General features: G+C 62.0%; 15 protein-coding genes and 1 riboswitch. Of the genes, 6 read left to right on the top strand and 9 right to left on the bottom strand.

Annotated elements, in window-relative coordinates:
* The first annotated feature begins 119 nt into the window (after window positions 1-119).
* Together CHC01_RS23520 and CHC01_RS23515 are read left to right on the top strand one after the other, a co-directional pair.
* Window positions 120-1,013 carry a LysR family transcriptional regulator gene (locus CHC01_RS23520; RefSeq protein WP_089266774.1) on the top strand — a complete coding sequence of 298 codons (894 nt, stop codon included), beginning with the start codon at window positions 120-122 and terminating at the stop codon, window positions 1,011-1,013.
* Window positions 1,014-1,242: 229 nt separating this feature from the next.
* Window positions 1,243-1,905 carry an outer membrane protein gene (locus tag CHC01_RS23515; protein ID WP_089266773.1) on the top strand — a complete coding sequence of 221 codons (663 nt, stop codon included), beginning with the start codon at window positions 1,243-1,245 and terminating at the stop codon, window positions 1,903-1,905.
* Between the two features lie 99 nt (window positions 1,906-2,004).
* Here CHC01_RS23515 and CHC01_RS23510 read toward each other — a convergent pair whose 3' ends face one another.
* Window positions 2,005-3,111 carry a 2'-deoxycytidine 5'-triphosphate deaminase gene (locus CHC01_RS23510; protein WP_068737579.1) on the bottom strand — a complete coding sequence of 369 codons (1,107 nt, stop codon included), beginning with the start codon at window positions 3,109-3,111 and terminating at the stop codon, window positions 2,005-2,007.
* 107 nt (window positions 3,112-3,218) lie between these two features.
* Window positions 3,219-3,298: riboswitch (SAM riboswitch) on the top strand.
* A gap of 83 nt (window positions 3,299-3,381) precedes the next feature.
* Here CHC01_RS23510 and CHC01_RS23505 point away from each other — a divergent pair.
* Entirely contained in the window at window positions 3,382-4,563 is a 1,182-nt protein-coding gene (locus tag CHC01_RS23505; RefSeq protein WP_089266772.1) for an O-succinylhomoserine sulfhydrylase, read from the top strand.
* A gap of 155 nt (window positions 4,564-4,718) precedes the next feature.
* On the opposite strand, the gene CHC01_RS23500 is transcribed toward CHC01_RS23505, so the two are convergent.
* Genes CHC01_RS23500 through CHC01_RS23490 form a run of 3 tightly spaced genes read right to left on the bottom strand, consistent with a single transcriptional unit; the run spans window position 4,719 to window position 7,701 of the window.
* Complete coding sequence (locus CHC01_RS23500; protein ID WP_089266771.1) at window positions 4,719-5,690, bottom strand: SGNH/GDSL hydrolase family protein; 972 nt, start codon at window positions 5,688-5,690, stop codon at window positions 4,719-4,721.
* The gene (locus tag CHC01_RS23495; protein WP_089266770.1) at window positions 5,690-6,448 is read right to left on the bottom strand and encodes an SGNH/GDSL hydrolase family protein; all 759 of its coding nucleotides are present in this window, start codon (window positions 6,446-6,448) and stop codon (window positions 5,690-5,692) included. The genes CHC01_RS23500 and CHC01_RS23495 overlap by 1 nt, the downstream gene beginning before the upstream one ends.
* Window positions 6,445-7,701: an OpgC domain-containing protein gene (locus CHC01_RS23490; protein ID WP_089266769.1), complete on the bottom strand. Its 1,257-nt coding sequence runs from the start codon at window positions 7,699-7,701 to the stop codon at window positions 6,445-6,447. The genes CHC01_RS23495 and CHC01_RS23490 overlap by 4 nt, the downstream gene beginning before the upstream one ends.
* Before the next feature lie 242 nt (window positions 7,702-7,943).
* On the opposite strand from CHC01_RS23490, the gene apaG reads away from it, so the two are divergent.
* Window positions 7,944-8,336, top strand: a complete 393-nt coding sequence (apaG, locus tag CHC01_RS23485) for a Co2+/Mg2+ efflux facilitator ApaG/CorD (RefSeq protein WP_089266768.1) — start codon at window positions 7,944-7,946, stop codon at window positions 8,334-8,336.
* Between the two features lie 986 nt (window positions 8,337-9,322).
* Here apaG and CHC01_RS23480 read toward each other — a convergent pair.
* Window positions 9,323-10,321 (bottom strand): Hsp33 family molecular chaperone, encoded by a 999-nt coding sequence (locus tag CHC01_RS23480; protein WP_089266767.1) that lies wholly within the window; start codon window positions 10,319-10,321, stop codon window positions 9,323-9,325.
* 129 nt (window positions 10,322-10,450) lie between these two features.
* Here CHC01_RS23480 and CHC01_RS23475 point away from each other — a divergent pair, with 129 nt between their 5' ends.
* Complete coding sequence (locus CHC01_RS23475; protein WP_089266766.1) at window positions 10,451-11,260, top strand: aminoglycoside phosphotransferase family protein; 810 nt, start codon at window positions 10,451-10,453, stop codon at window positions 11,258-11,260.
* Between the two features lie 7 nt (window positions 11,261-11,267).
* On the opposite strand, the gene argF is transcribed toward CHC01_RS23475, so the two are convergent.
* Both argF and CHC01_RS23465 read right to left on the bottom strand, forming a co-directional pair.
* Complete coding sequence (argF, locus tag CHC01_RS23470; RefSeq protein ID WP_089266765.1) at window positions 11,268-12,206, bottom strand: ornithine carbamoyltransferase; 939 nt, start codon at window positions 12,204-12,206, stop codon at window positions 11,268-11,270.
* Entirely contained in the window at window positions 12,206-13,432 is a 1,227-nt protein-coding gene (locus CHC01_RS23465) for an aspartate aminotransferase family protein (protein WP_089266764.1), read from the bottom strand. The genes argF and CHC01_RS23465 overlap by 1 nt, the downstream gene beginning before the upstream one ends.
* A 446-nt stretch (window positions 13,433-13,878) precedes the next feature.
* Between CHC01_RS23465 and CHC01_RS23460 the strand changes: the two genes are divergently transcribed.
* Complete coding sequence (locus tag CHC01_RS23460) at window positions 13,879-14,388, top strand: GcrA family cell cycle regulator (protein WP_068737968.1); 510 nt, start codon at window positions 13,879-13,881, stop codon at window positions 14,386-14,388.
* A 103-nt stretch (window positions 14,389-14,491) separates the two neighbouring features.
* Here the strand turns inward: CHC01_RS23460 and phoB are convergent, their stop codons facing one another.
* Both phoB and phoU read right to left on the bottom strand, forming a co-directional pair.
* The gene (gene phoB / locus CHC01_RS23455; RefSeq protein WP_068737970.1) at window positions 14,492-15,196 is read right to left on the bottom strand and encodes a phosphate regulon transcriptional regulator PhoB; all 705 of its coding nucleotides are present in this window, start codon (window positions 15,194-15,196) and stop codon (window positions 14,492-14,494) included.
* A gap of 92 nt (window positions 15,197-15,288) precedes the next feature.
* The gene (gene phoU / locus CHC01_RS23450) at window positions 15,289-16,002 is read right to left on the bottom strand and encodes a phosphate signaling complex protein PhoU (RefSeq protein ID WP_089266763.1); all 714 of its coding nucleotides are present in this window, start codon (window positions 16,000-16,002) and stop codon (window positions 15,289-15,291) included.
* Window positions 16,003-16,027: the final 25 nt, after the last annotated feature.

Genomic DNA, 16,027 nt, shown 5'->3' with positions numbered 1-16,027 from the left:
CGGCGAATGAGCGGCTCCCGCGCTGGTGGGATTTTGCCGCCGACCTGCGACATCTGGAGATCGTGCGCCCATGAGACTAGATGATATAATCTGCACGCACTTATCAGCCGGATTCATGAATGGCCCGCCAAACAATCGACGACCTCCTCGCCTTCTTTGCCGTCGCGAAGGAGGCGAGCTTTACGCGCGCAGCCGCCAAGCTCGGCGTCTCGCAATCCGCGCTCAGCCACACCATTCGCGGTCTCGAGGAGCGGCTTGGACTGCGGCTCCTCACCCGAACGACCCGCAGCGTCGCGCCGACCGAGGCTGGCGAACGCCTGATCCGGACGATCGGCCCCAAGCTGGAAGAGATCGACGCCGAACTCGCGGCCGTCACGGAGCTGCGAGAGAAGCCGGCCGGCACCATCCGCATCACAACAGGTGAGCATTCCGCCGAGACGATCATCTGGCCCGCCCTCGCCAAGCTGCTGCCGCGCTATCCCGACATCAAGGCCGAACTCGTCGTCGATTACGGCCTCATCGATATCGTTGCGGAACGCTACGACGCGGGCGTTCGCCTGGGCGAACAGGTCGCAAAAGACATGATCGCCGTCCGTATCGGACCGGACTTTCGCATGGTCGTGGTCGGCGCACCGTCCTATTTCGCCAAACGACCGCTGCCGAAACGCCCGCAAGACCTCACCGCGCATGACTGCATCAATATCCGTCTGCCGACCATGGGCGGCCTCTATGCGTGGGAGTTCGAGAAGCGCGGGCGCGCCTTGAAGGTGCGCGTCGATGGCCAGATCGTGTTCAACAACATGTCGCTGCGCCACAAGGCGGTGCTGAATGGACTGGGGCTGGCCTATTTGCCGGAGGATCGCGTGCGCGATCACATTGCCTCAGGCCGGCTTGTTCAAGTGCTTGACGATTGGTGCCAACCGTTCTCGGGTTATCACCTTTATTATCCGAGCCGCCGACAACCGACATCCGCATTCGCGGCGCTGGTTGAAGCGTTGCGTTACCGTGGCTGATCAACGGTTGTCGCGTTCCAGCGCCTCAATCCAAACGTGATTGAAGTGAAATCGCACATCGTGAAAAGTTCCTGAATCAATTTGGGCAATGCTGTGTCTTAAGCGCGACGTGGTCGCCAAAGCTGCCTTTTTCGTTTGAGGCGCTGTTGCACGCGTGTGACAGCAATCACTGCGCAATAGTCTAGGTTGCCTTTCGTCATCCCCCGTCGGGATTGAGAAGGAACACCTGATGAAGAAGCTTCTACTGTCTACCGCTGCTCTGGCCCTCGTCGCTTTGGCCGCTCCGGCGTCCGCTGCTGACCTGGCTGCGCGCCCTTACACCAAGGCTCCGGCCTATGCTCCGGCTACTCCGATCTACAACTGGACCGGTTTCTACATCGGCGGTCACATCGGCGGCGCGTTCCCGGGCAACGACAACAACCTGCTCGGCGGCAGCAATGACGGCACGTTCATGGGCGGTGTGCAGGGTGGTTACGACTACCAGTTCGCGCCGAACTGGGTGTTCGGTCTCGAAGCCAATTACAGCTTCCTCTCCACCAGCAGCAACTTCGACAATCGCGGCCTCGGTTCGGTCACCGGTCGTCTCGGTTACACCTGGGGTCCAGCACTGCTCTACGTGAAGGGCGGTTACGCATGGGCTGACTCGCGCTTCACCAACGGCTTTGCCGGCGATGGTGGCCGCGATGGCTACACGGTTGGCGGCGGTCTCGAATATCTGTTCACCCAGAACTGGTCGGGCAAGGTCGAGTACCAGTATTACGACTTCGGCAACGTCAACTTCATCACGCCGACCCTCGCCGTTGGTGGTTTCAAGAACGACGAGCACACGATCAAGGCCGGCCTGAACTATCGCTTCAATCTGGGCAACTTCGGCGCAGGCTTCGTTCAGTAAGCCTGACGATCTATCGTCTACTTCGTCTCCAGAAAAAACTTAGGCCCGCAGCAATGCGGGCCTTTTTTCTTTCTCGGCCACGATGACCGGCGGTGCGTGTCAGACCTTGAAGTGCTTCGAGAGTTTCAGGCTCTGGCCCTGATAATTCGAGCCGATGCGCTGGCCATAGAGGGCATCCGGGCGGTCCAGCATGCGCTCATAGACGAGACGGCCAACGATCTGGCCGTGTTCGAGAATGAACGGCACTTCGCGCGAGCGCACTTCCAGCACCGCGCGCGAACCTTTGCCGCCGGCGCCGTCATGACCGAAGCCGGGATCGAAGAAGCCGGCATAGTGGACGCGGAATTCGCCGACCAGAGGATCGAATGGCACCATCTCGGCGGCATAGTCCGGCGGCACCTGCACCGCCTCCTTGGAGGCGAGAATGTAGAACTCGCCGGGATCGAGGATCAGCGTGCCGTCCTTGCGCGCCGAGATCGGCTCCCAGAACTCATTGACGCTGTAGCCACCGCGACGATCGATATCGACCACGCCGGTATGGCGCTTGGCACGGTAGCCGACGAAGCCCGAGGCATTCTCGCCGGAGAGATCGACAGACAGCGCGAGGCCATTGTTGAGGTCGGCCGTGTCGCTGTCGACCAGCGGCTCCTGCGCGTGGAGTTCTTCCAGCGCCTCGGTGTCGAGCACCGCATCGCCGACGCGGAAACGGACCTGCGACAGGCGCGAGCCTTCGCGCAGCAGGACTGGAAATGTCTTCGGGCTGATCTCGGCATAAAGCGGCCCGTGATAGCCCGCACCGATCACATCGAACCGTCTGGTGCCATCAGCAATCACCCGCGTGAACACGTCGAGGCGCCCCGTGGAGCTCTTCGGATTGGCAGCCGCGAAGATGTTCGGCGGCAGCGCCAGGCTCTCGATCAACGGCACGATGTAGACGCAGTTGGTTTCGAGCACCGCGCCATCGGACAGATCGATCTCGTGCAGCTTCAGCTCGTCGATGCGCTCGGCGACCGTCGAATTCGGCCCCGGCAGGAAGCTGGCGCGCACACGATAGGCGATGGAGCCGAGCCGCAGATCGAGGCTGGCGGGCTGAATCTGGCTCTCGACGAAGGGATATTCCGGCAGGATCAGGCCTGCATCGGCCATCGCCGCAATCATGCGGTCGGGCAGAATTCCATCGGCATCGGGGGCAAGCGTAAACGGCACAGGTCTCGTCCTTCGGTCGTCCTTCAGCGAGAATACACTGAAAAATAGCGACTTTACCGGTTATCTCAGCCCCGCCTTGACGAAAAGGGCAAGCGGGAATATGCACATCGTTATCCCGTGGTGATTTGAGCCGGCCGGCTTGCAGCCACGTAAAATAAGTCGCTAAACAGGCCGGGGACACATGTCCTTCCAGCATGCGATCCCGGCCTGAGGACGTCCGTCCAGGCCGGTTTTTTTGTGCCCGTGTTACGCGGGTACGTTGGAGGTCACATGTCTACGAAGTCCTATCGCCCCGAAACCCGGCTCGTTCATTCCGGCGCGCTGCGCTCGCAATTCAACGAGACGTCCGAAGCCCTCTTCCTCACGCAGGGCTTCATCTACGAGACCGCAGAAGCCTGCGAGGCGCGGTTTAAGGGCGAAGATCCCGGTTTCATCTATTCGCGCTTTTCGAATCCGAATACGTCGATGTTCGAGAGCCGCATGATCGACCTCGAAGGTGCGGAGGCTGCACGCTCGACGGCCACCGGCATGGCCGCCGTGACCACCGCCATTCTCGCGCCGCTGCGCATGGGCGATCACGTCGTCGCCGCCAAGGCGCTGTTCGGCTCCTGTCGCTACGTCATCGAGGAGCTGCTGCCGCGCTATGGCATCGAGTTCACCCTCGTCGACGGCCTCGACCTCGACCAGTGGCAGAAGGCAATGCGCCCAAACACCAAGTCGCTGTTCCTGGAAAGTCCGACCAATCCGACGCTCGACGTGCTCGACATATCAGCCATCGCTGACATCGCCCATGCCGGCGGTGCGCGACTGATCGTCGATAACGTGTTCGCGACGCCGCTCTGGCAGAGCCCGCTGGCGCTCGGTGCAGATGTCGTCGTGTATTCGGCGACCAAGCACATCGATGGGCAAGGGCGCTGCCTCGGCGGCATCATCCTGTCGTCGAAGGACTTCATCGACGAGCATATTCACAACTATCTGCGCCAGACCGGCCCCTCGATCTCACCGTTCAATGCGTGGACGCTGGTGAAGGGACTGGAGACGCTGGCGATCCGCGTCGAGCGGCAAACCCAGACGGCCGCGGCGATCGCGGATGTGCTCGCCCAGCATCCGAAGATTTCGCGACTGATCTATCCGGGCCGCGAGGATCATCCCCAGGCGGCAACGGTGAAGAAGCAGATGCGTGCGGGTTCGACGCTGATCGGCTTCGAGGTAAAGGGCGGCAAGGCAGCGGCGTTCCGCGTCCTCAACGAGCTGAAAGTGGCCCGCATCTCCAACAATCTCGGCGACGCCAAGAGCCTGGTCACGCATCCGGCGACAACGACGCATCAGCGCCTGCCGCTGGAAGCGCGGCTCGAACTCGGGATCACCGAGGGCTTCATCCGCTTCTCGGCCGGCCTCGAGCATCGTGACGATCTGATCGAAGATCTTCAGGCGGCACTGGCGAAGGCGTAGCCAATCTCTCCATCGTCATTGCGAGGAGCACTTGCGACGAAGCAATCCAGACTTTCTTTCAAGCAAGACTGGATTGCTTCGCTCAGCGAAAATCGCCGAAGGCGAATTTCGCGGGCTCGCAATGACGGCTGAGAGGCATTCGCCCCTCTTCGAACTTACAGCGGCTTCTGCGCCTGCTGAATCTGCGGCTCGTTGATGCCGAGCTTCACCTGGCCGACCGACTTGATGATGTTGTCGCCAAGCAACTGTGCGAAGCAGGCATAGCCCCAGTCGTTCATATGCAGGCCGTCGGCAATAACGAAGCTGTCGAACGACATCTGCTGGCCTTCGTGCCATTCCTTCATCACTTCGAAGCGCGGGAAGATGCCGACCTTGCGCAGTTCGGCCACCTTATGCAGCAGCGAGACCATCTTGCTGGTGCCTTCGGGACGCGTATTCACCAGCGGCGAATATTGCGGATCGACCAGCACCAGATCGGCGCCTGCGGCCTGAATGCGGGCGACGCCGTCTTCCACCATCTTGCTGGTTTCGCCGGGATCGAGATTACGCAGCACCGCATTGGTGCCGACCTGCCAGATCACGAGGTCAGGCTTCGAATTGATCACTTCGCTCTGCAGCCGCGCCATCATTTCCGGCGCATCTTCGCCGCCCTTGCCGCGGTTGAGCACGGTGATGTTGGCCGACGGGTAAGCACGATGCAGCTGCGCTGCAAGGCGGTTCGGATAGGTGAATTCCGGCGCCGTCGAACCATAGCCTTCGGTGGAGGACGAGCCGAACGCAACGATGACCACGGGCTTGCCGGCCACGAGCTTGCTGGCCACATGCGGCAGCGCGCCCATCGCCTTCATGCCGCCTTTCGGTGTACGGCAGGGGACGCGGCTCAAGATATCGGTCGCGGTCTTTGCGACTTCCTTGACCTTGTCGATGGCCTTCGCAGCGACGCCCCTCTTCGCGGCGTCCGCGGGATCATTCACCGCAACGCCCTGATCGGCGCCCTTGCCGTCAGCTGGGGCGGCCTGCGCCGCTTCGGCGTGCGCGACGGACGATGAGATCGGGAGTGCGAGAGTCGTAGAGGCAGCAAAGGCAGCGACGACAGCAAAGCGAGACAAATGGCCGACGAAACTCATTAACGCTGAATCCTCAAATCCGCTGCTTTGATCTTAGCCGCATCGACGACAAAGGTCGAAAGTGCCCGGCCAAGACAATCATGCACCCGCTTCGCCAGCTCCATGCCGGGTGACGCGCTGAACAGGTCAAAATCACCGCTCTCATTCCAGTGCCGCATGATGGCGAAACGGTCGAACAGCGGGACGTCGTGCTGCTGCGCCACCACACGCATATTATCTAGGTAGGCGGAGCCGGAAATCATCGTCTCCGTGCGTGGACTGTACTGCAGATTCATTAAAATGACGTCAGTTCCGGCCTTTTGCATGGCGGCAACGCCCTCATCCAGGGCGTTCCGGAAGTCATCGGCGTCGGCCTGTTTCATGGCATCCACGGTTCCGGTCTGCCAGATCACCAGGTTCGGCTTCTTGTCCGTTACCAGCTGTTCCAGGGTCGGGGCCATTTCCTCGGCGGTCTTCTTGACCTGCAGCTCCAGCGCCACGTTCACCTCGACGCCCGGCAGCTTCTCCTTCAGATAGGCCTGCAGGCGGTTCGGATAGGCTGCGGAATGGTCGGAGACCCCGATCACCGAGGATCGGCTGCCAATGACCAGAATATCGAGCTTTCCGCCCGGTTTGGCCGCAGCCTCGACCTTGGGCAGGGTGCTTTCGGAGGTCAGGAGGTAGGCGGGAACCTCACAGGTATGCGCGGGCGGTTCGGCCCGGACAGGAGCCGCCACCAGCAGGCCAGCCAGCATCGTGAGCCGCAGAACGGCCTTCATGCTTCCCCTCCTGCGAGATCCGCGTCGGATCGTTTGGCGCGGGATCCGCCTTTGACAGTGACGCCCTTGTACCACGAAAACACCCAGGCGGCGGTTGACATAACAACTATGCCGAGGAAGCTGATCAAGGCATGCATGCCGGCTCCGCCGGCGACCTCAGCCAGCACGAAATGGCCGGCAAAGGCCAGGAACACCCCGATACAGAAGATTTCGAGCGAGTGCTGGCCGCACAGCACCATCGGCCGCAGCCAGACCGATTTCAGCCCCGGCCACTCCTTGGGCAGGAAACGGACCGTGAGCGCCGCCAGCGCCAGGAAGTGGGCGAAGCGCAGCACGTCGAGATCGGTCTTGTTGATGGGATACATCCACTGCTCGATGACCTTCGGCAGCAGATGGTGGATCTGCGGAATGTACCAGGTCAGCGTCACCCAGAACGCCGCCAGAAGATAGGCCACGCAGAGCCAGAGCGTGATGTTGGATGACAGTATCCGCGACATCCTGACGGCGCCGCCCAGCGCGCACCAGGCACCGAACACGAACAGCAATTGCCAGGCGAACGGATTGAAGGCCCAGACGCCGTTCGGATAGGCCGTCAGATGCAGGTCGAATTCCCAGGTCAGCGCATAAAGACCGACCGACAGCGCCAGCGTGAGATCGGCGCGGCGCCGCATCAGCCAGAGGATCGGCGGCAGGAACAGCATGAGGACGATATAGAGCGGCAACACGTCCATGTTCACCGGGCGAAATTTCAGCAACAGCGCCTGAACGATGGTCACGTCAGGCTGTTTGAGAAAATCGAGAATCCCCATTTCCTCGGAATAAAGCGGGTTCTCGAACCGCGTCGCAACATAGGAGATTTCCGCGAGGAAGATCGTGAACAGGAAGACGTGGGCGACATAGATCTGCCAGACCCGCTTGAAGATGCGCGCGCTGGCAACCAGCGTGCCCTGCTCCTGCATCGCGCGGCCATAGACGAAAGCGGCGGTATAGCCGGAGATGAAGATGAAGATCTCGGTGGCGTCGCTGAAACCGTAATTACGGATCGTCAGCCAGGTCAGGATATTCGGCGGCAGGTGATCGATGAAGATCAGCCACAGCGCCAGCCCGCGAAACAGATCGAGGCGCAATTCGCGTTCGGTGCCTGCGACGGGAAACGACACGGCATCGGCACGCGTCGAGGCGCGCGACGCGGACACGTGGGAGGACGCATCTGCGTGGGGATGGCCGGCAATCGGGTCGGCAACAGAGGTCATTCAGCACCGCTCAACGGAAATCGTCGCATGATGAAAATCGACCGCCCCACACCACGCAGGCCATCTGCATGGGGCGATCCGTCACGTCATAGCCAAATCAGGGATCGATTATGCGGTAACTATGTTGAAACCGCGATGGGTTGCCGCCGTTCCGCGCAGCACTCCACGCCGATTTTCCCTGGATTTGGCCGGTAACGTGTTTTTCGCTATGCTTGCGACGCATTTTGAACGATGACACCGCCATGTACCGCGCCATAACACGACAGATCGAAGTCACCGTCGAACCGAATTTCATGCCTGAAAGCTCGTCGCAGGAGAAGCGACAGTTCTTCTGGTCCTATACGGTCGTCATCACCAATGCCGGCAAAGAGACCGTGCAGTTGAAGACCCGGCACTGGATCATCACCGATGCATCCGGCCGCATGCAGGAAGTGCGCGGCGAAGGCGTCGTCGGCGAGCAACCCGTACTCGGGCCCGGCGAACGCTTCGAATACACATCGCGCGTGCCGCTGCCGACGACGTCCGGCTTCATGGAAGGCACCTATCAGATGGTGACCGATACCGGCGAGCCGTTCGAGATCGACGTGCCGCTGTTTTCGCTGGACGGACCGGACGGGAAACGCGTGCTGAATTAGGCGACCGCCGTAGAAATGTAGGATGGGTAGAGCGTCTTCGCGAAATCCATCATCACCACCGTATGTTGATGTTGGTGATGGGTTTCGCTCCGGCGCAAGATGCGCCTGCGCTCTACCCATCCTACGGCCTCATCGCAGATTCAACTGTCAAACAGCCACGGCCCTTCAGACATGCGTCATCGCCCCCATTGTTTGCGGCGCGGGGGCGCCGTCGTCTCTTGCATTCCCGCCCCCTTGTGAGAGGGCGTGCGGAACGCCGGGTGCCCGATGCACCCTTGGGCCTGATGCGAATGCGGTCTTCCGCAATAGTGAATGCATCAGGACTTTCGGAGGCGCCGAGCCAGTGCCCGACGTTCCGCCTGCGGTGTTTTTTCGGTTGCTTGCACTTTGCCTCGACGAACGCTCCGATCGCGAATTAAAGTCCCAAGGCGATGGGAAGGGAGCCTCAAGCGAGTAAGCCGAACGCGTTTTGACTTGGTCGTCCGTCACACTGTCCAGGGGTCTGTCCATCCCAAGGCCGGCCGTCTCCTTGCCAGTGGCAGTGCTGGCGCAGATCCGTCCTGCCCGAAGACAGACGTCCCCCATGAACCGCGTAACGCCGCATCTCCGGCGTCCACCGCATCCTGCCCCGCGAACGTGACGATCGCGATCGCCCCTCTCGGTGGGGCAGGACAGAGGGGAATATAATCAAGGCAGGGATCTTGTCAACAGAGGATAGGAAAAAATGTTTAGGCGCTGTCTTGCGGCCCCAAACTGTCATTCCCCGGCAAACCAATTGGTTTGCCTGAGGGCGCGGGCGCATCTTTGCGCACGTGAACCCGGAATCCCCGCCTGGGAGTCTCCGACAGCGTAAAACACTCTGGGATTCCGGGTTCGCGTCCGGCAAGTGCCGGCCGCGCCCCGGAATGACGAGTGTGGATTGAGTTTCCTCGCCGCACCAATTGGTGTGCCGGGGAATGACAGCGGGGCGTGACGCGGGCGAATGCCTATTCCACGCCCGCTTCCTGCGGTGTGAACTCATACACCGACGAACAGAACTCGCAGGTCACGACGACCTTGTCGTCCTTGACCATGTCGGCGCGGTCCTGCGGCTCGAAGCTCTTGAGCATGCCGGACACGGCATCGCGCGAGCAGGAACACTCCGCGCGCAGCGGCGATGAGGCGAAGACGCGGACGCCGCGCTCGTGGAACAGGCGATACAGCAGCCGCTCGCCGGACAGATCGGGATCGATCAGCTCGACATCCTCGACGGTGCCAATCAGCGACTGGCCCTCGACCCAGGCGTCATCTTCCGGCACAGCATCCACCTCCGCGCCCTCCGGCGCATCGCCGGCATGGAGGTCGCGCTGCACGCGCTCCGGCGCCTTTGGCAGGAACTGCAGCAGCATGCCACCGGCGCGCCAGCGATGTGTCGGGCCACCTTCCTCGCCGCTGCGCCATTCCTCGCCGACGGCGAGGCGCACCTTGGTCGGAATCTGTTCGGAGCGCAGGAAGTATTCATGTGCGGCATCTTCCAGCGTACCGCCGTCAAGCGCGACGAGCCCCTGATAGCGGCTCATATCCGCCCCCTGATCGACGGTCATCGCCAGATGGCCCTTGCCGAGCAGCGCCGCGGTGCCGAGACCGGGCAAAAGGCGCTCGGCATCGAAACGCGCATAGGCGCGCATTTTATCCGGCGCGCGGAAGTCGACGATCATCAGCGACACCGGACCATCGGTCTGGGTCTGCAGGATGAAGCGGCCGTCGAATTTCAGCGAGGAGCCGAGCAGCGTGGTCAGCACGATGGCCTCGCCGAGCAGCTTGGCCACCGGCGCAGGATAATCATGCTTGGCGAGCAGCTCGTCGAGCGCCGGGCCAAGTCGCGTCAGCCGCCCGCGTAGGTCGAGCGGCGCCACCTCGAAGGGCAGCACCGCGTCATCGACCGGAACGGAGGACGGCGCGCGAATGGGGGCGTCGGGCTGGAGATTTGGATTTGATGGGGTCATGGCGCTCTATGTAAGGGCGAGGAGCTGAAATCGAAACCCCGCAAAGGGGCAAATGTCCGAACGAATACAAGGCATCCGGCGACGATTTGCCCCCGCTCGGATGAAATATCTACCAAGTATAAGCGAACGATGTTTGAAACCTACCTTAGGCGGTGGCACCTCGTCCCGGACGGCACGGCCATTACCTCCCACGCCGGATATTTGCTGCCAGTCCTGCATCGGGGCCAGCCGGCGATGGTGAAACTGGCCAAGGGCGAGGACGAACGCGCCGGCAGCGCGGTACTGGAATGGTGGGACGGCGACGGCGCCGCACGGGTTCTGGCCCGCCATGACGACGCATTGCTGATGGAACGCGCGCAAGGCCCGGCCTCGCTCTCCGACATGGCGCGCGGTGGACAGGACGACGAAGCCTCGCGCATCCTGTGCGCCGTGGCGGCGCGGTTGCACCGGCCCAGGCAAAAATCGCCGCCTCCGCTGGTACCGCTGCAGCATTGGTTCCGCGAACTCGCGCCGGCCGCAGCGACCCATGGCGGCCTGTTACGTCGCTGTTCCGAAACGGCCAACGCTTTGCTGGACGACCCGCGCGAGGTGACCGTGCTGCACGGCGACCTCCACCATGACAATGTGCTGGACTTCGGGGAGCGTGGTTGGCTTGCCATCGATCCGAAGCACATCATCGGCGAGCGCGGCTTCGACTTCGCCAACATTTTCACCAACCCGGATCTCTCGGACCCCACGCGCCCGGTCTCGACCTTGCCAGGCCGTTTCCAGCGGCGTGTCGAGGTCGTCAGCGACGCGGCCAAACTCGATCGCTATCGCTTACTGCAATGGGTCCTGGCATGGACCGGCCTCTCGGCCGCATGGTTCCTCGGCGACGACGATCCGGCGAGCATCGACTTTCAGGTGGCCGAGCTGGCCGCGACAGAACTCGATCGCTGATCGCGCCTCACGCCACCGCGTTGAGGCACCAGGCCAGAATGCCCTTCTGCGCATGCAGACGGTTTTCTGCCTCGTCGAACACCACCGACTGCGGACCGTCGATCACCTCGTCGGTGACCTCCTCGCCGCGATGGGCGGGCAAGCAATGCATGAACAGCGCATCGGGCTTGGCCAGCGACATCAGGCGCGCATTGACCTGATAGGGCTTGAGCAGGTTGTGGCGGGTCTCGCCGTCCTTGTCGCCCATCGACACCCAGGTGTCGGTGACGACGCAATCGACGCCCTTCACCATCGCATCGGGATCGTCGCTGAAGGTGATCGGCGCGTTTGCCGCCTTGACCCAGTCCTTGAACGGCTTCTTCGGCGACAGCTGCGGCGGCGTCGCGATATTGAGTTTGAACTGGAAGCGTTCGGCCGCATGCGCCCAGGACATCAGCACATTGTTGTCGTCGCCGGTCCAGGCCACGGTGCGTCCCTTGATCGGGCCGCGATGTTCCTCATAGGTCATGACATCCGCCATCACCTGGCAGGGATGCGAGAACCGCGTCAGGCCATTGATGACCGGCACCGTCGCATTCTCCGCGAGTTCCATCAGCGAGTCATGATTGAGGATGCGGATCATGATGATGTCGACGAAGCGCGACAGCACGCGCGCGGTGTCGGCAATGGTCTCGCCGCGACCGAGCTGCATTTCGGCGCCGGTGAGCATCACGACTTCGCCGCCGAGCTGGCGCATGCCGACCTCGAACGACACGCGGGTGCGCGTCGAGGGCTTTTCGAAGATCATCGCCAGCGTCTTGTTCTTGAGCGGACGATCGGGCTCGGCATTCGAGCCATCCCGCCCTTTCAGCTTCGCCTTCATGGCGGCAGCCGCGTTCATGATATTGCGCAACTCACTGGCCGGCACGGCCGTGAGATCAAGAAAGTGCCGCGGTGACTTGCTCATCACGCGGCTCCCTGCGTCTTGGCAGATGAACCGAGGGCCACGCAGGCCTGTTCCAGCCGCTGCACGGCCTGCTCGATCTCGGACTCGCTGACGATTAGCGGCGGCAGGAAGCGCACGACATTATCGCCGGCGCCGACGGTCAGCAGCTTCGCGTCACGCAATGCGGCCACGAGATCACCAGCCGGCACGACAGCCTTGAGGCCGATCAGCAGACCTTCGCCGCGCACTTCGCTGAGCACATCAGGGTGGCCGTCGACCACGCCCGCGAGTTTCTGTTTGAGCAGCAGCGACATCTTCTTCACATGGTCGAAGAAACCGGGCTTCAGCATGATATCGAGCACGGAATTCGCGGCAGCGACCGCCAGCGGATTGCCACCGAAGGTCGAGCCGTGCGAGCCGGGCGCCATGCCTTCGGCCGCTTCCGCCGTGACGAGACACGCGCCGATCGGGAAGCCGCCGCCAAGCGCCTTGGCCAGCGACATCACGTCGGGCGTCACACCAATGCGCTGATAGGCGAACAACTCGCCGGTGCGGCCCATACCGGTCTGCACTTCGTCGAAGATCAGCAGGATGCCGTTCTTGTCGCAGAGTTCGCGCAGCGCGCCGAAGAACGCGTTGCTCGGCGCACGCACGCCGCCCTCACCCTGCAGCGGCTCGATGAGAATGCCGGCGATGTTCGGGCCGATCGCCTTCTTCACCGCTTCGATATCGCCGAGCGGCAACTGATCGAAGCCGTCGAGCGGCGTGCCGTAGCCTTCGAGATATTTGGCAGCGCCGGTCGCCGCGAGCGTGCCGAGGGTGCGGCCATGGAACGCGCCTTCAAAGGTGATAATGCGCGTGCGCTCGGGATGGCCCTTGGAGAAATGATAGTGGCGGGTCACCTTGATCGCGCATTCCATCGCTTCCGCACCCGAATTGGCGAAGAACACGAAATCGGCAAAGCTTTGTTCGCACAGCCGGGCCGCGAGGCGCTCGCCGTCCGGGCTCTTGAACAGGTTCGACATGTGCCAGAGCTTGGTGGCCTGCTCCTGCAATGCGGCGACCATATGTGGATGCGCATGGCCAAGTGCGTTCACGGCAACGCCGCTGGTGAAATCGAGATAGCGCTCACCATCGGTTCCAATCAGCCACGCGCCTTCACCGCGCTCGAAAGCGACATCCGCACGCGCGAAAACAGGCAGCAAGTGAGCCTGAGAGAGGGGCGAAGACGTTGCGTTGCTGGTCATAACCGATCCGATCGAAAAGACTGCGGCCGCGTCGATGACAACTGTGCGAAATCGAACAACGGACCCTAGAAACGAAACGTGCCGCCCTTCTCGGGCGGCACGTGGGCATTATTCTATGTGTGCTGTGAAGACTGTCAACCGCGCACTGCGGCTTTCGAGTCACACGGAGTCGCAGAAAAAGCCGATTTTGCAGCTTTATTTGCAGAAGCATGTGGACGCGGCATGCCCGACTCTTGCGCGCGAGTCACGGCATATTGTAGCTTTTGCCTCGTCGGATACGACATCTCGTGCGGCGGTAGATCCTTTTGACACATCCAGTGCGGCGTAACAGCCGGACGCGAAATTCGCGCCCGGTGAGCGCTAAAGGATTCTGACCGCAGGGATTTTTGAAGTCTCAACTCGCAGCGCTGCCCGGTCAGGCCGGCGCTCACGAAGGGAAAACGGCGATGACGGTAATGACATGGACCGACGATCGCGTCGAACAGTTGAAGAAACTCTGGGAAGGCGGCCTTTCCGCCAGCCAGATCGCTGCGGAACTCGGTAACGTGACCCGCAACGCCGTGATCGGCAAGGTGCACCGCCTTGGCCTGTCCGGCCGTGCCAAGAGCCCCTCCTCGGCAGCTCCGCGGCAGCGCAAGGCGCGCCCGGCACAGCAGATGGTACGTGTCGCCCGCCCGATGGCACGCGGCAATACCGCCCTGGCCCATAATTACGAGATCGAGGCCGAGCCCGACCCGATCGCCTATGACAACATCGTTCCGATCAGCCAGCGCCTGTCGCTGGTCGAACTCAACGAAGCCACCTGCCATTGGCCGATCGGCGATCCGTCGAGCGCGGACTTCTATTTCTGCGGCGGCAAGGCCCTGGCCGGCGCCCCCTATTGCGCACATCACTCGCGCATCGCCTATCAGCCGGCCAGCGACCGCCGCCGCGCAGTCCCGAAGCCGACGCGCTGAGCTGGAAAGCATCTAAACCAAATGAAAATGCCCGGTGATGAGCCGGGCATTTTTTGTTTGCGGGCTTCTAACCTCGCCCCGCTTGCGGGGAGAAGGAAGATACCTACTCCGCCGCCTTGTCGAAGCGGTCATCCAGCGCATAGCCGGCACCGCGCACGGTGCGGATCGGATCGGGCTCGCCAGCGGGATTGAGCAGCTTGCGCAGGCGGCCGATATGCACGTCGACGGTGCGCTCGTCGATATAGATGTCGCGGCCCCAGACGCTGTCGAGCAACTGCTCGCGGCTGAACACGCGGCCCGGATGTTCCAGGAAGAACTCCAGCAGGCGATATTCGGTCGGACCGAGATCGATCGGACGGCTTGAGCGCACGACGCGGCGCTTGTCGCGGTCGAGTTCGATGTCGCCAAACGCCAAGACGGTGGCGAGACGCTCGGGAGCTGCACGACGGAGCAGGCCCTTCACGCGCGCCAGGAGCTCCGGCACGGAGAACGGCTTGACGATGTAGTCGTCGGCACCGGTGGCGAGACCGCGAACGCGCTCGCTCTCTTCGCCCCGCGCCGTCAGCATGATGATCGGCAATGCCTTGGTTTCGGGCCGTGCGCGCAAGCGGCGGCACAGCTCGATGCCGGACAGGCCCGGCAGCATCCAGTCGAGCACCACGAGATCCGGCACCCGCTCCTTCAAGCGGGTGTCGGCATCGTCGCCGCGAGCGACGGTTTCAACATCATAGCCTTCGGCGTCGAGGTTGTAGCGAAGCAGCGTCGTTAGCGCCTCTTCATCTTCCACAACCAGAATGCGTGCATTCACAGCCATCTTGATCAATACCCTCAGTGACGTCCGACAAGTCTTTAAATCATGATCCTTGCGGAAGACTGGCTTCCACTTTTCCTGATCATGCTTCAGACCGTCGGCGTATTCGCGAATGTGGTCATGTCGCCCTTCGGGCGCTTGTCGAGGATCTGCTGGCCCTCGATCATGTAGAACACGGTTTCCGCAATATTGGTGGCATGGTCACCGATCCGCTCGATGTTCTTGGCGCAGAACATCAGGTGGATACAGAACGAAATGTTGCGCGGGTCTTCCATCATATAAGTCAGGAGTTCGCGGAACAGCGAGGTGCAGATCGCGTCGATTTCCTCGTCGCCCTTCCACACCGTCATCGCGGCAGGCAGATCGTGTGCGGCATAGGCGTCGAGCACGGCCTTGACCTGGGTGGTCACGAGGTCGGTCATATGCTCGAGGCCGCGGATCAGCTTCAGCGGATGGAAGTCGCTGTCGAGTGCATTGACGCGCTTGCCGATATTCTTGGAGAGATCGCCGATGCGTTCCAGATCGGTGGCGACGCGCAACGCGCCGACAATCTCGCGCAAATCGACAGCCATCGGCTGGCGCTTGGCGATGGTCAGCACGGCGCGCTCTTCGATCGTGCGCTGCAACTGGTCGATCTCGGAGTCGGTGGCGACGACGCGGGCGCCAAGTGCGACGTCCCGGCGGATCAGCGCGTCGACGGATTCGACGATCTGCCGCTCCGCGAGGCCACCCATCTCGGCGACGAGACGGGTCAGCTCCTGCAGATCGTCGTCGAAAGCCTTGGTGGTGTGTTCAAAAGCCATCTCAAATTCCTCCCGCGAATATGTC

Origin of the sequence: Tardiphaga sp. OK246 (assembly GCF_900188215.1) — a bacterium.
Classification (GTDB): Bacteria; Pseudomonadota; Alphaproteobacteria; order Rhizobiales; family Xanthobacteraceae; genus Tardiphaga; species Tardiphaga robiniae.
Note: the sequence above shows the minus strand (reverse complement) of the source record. Positions and strands in the feature narration are given on the sequence as shown.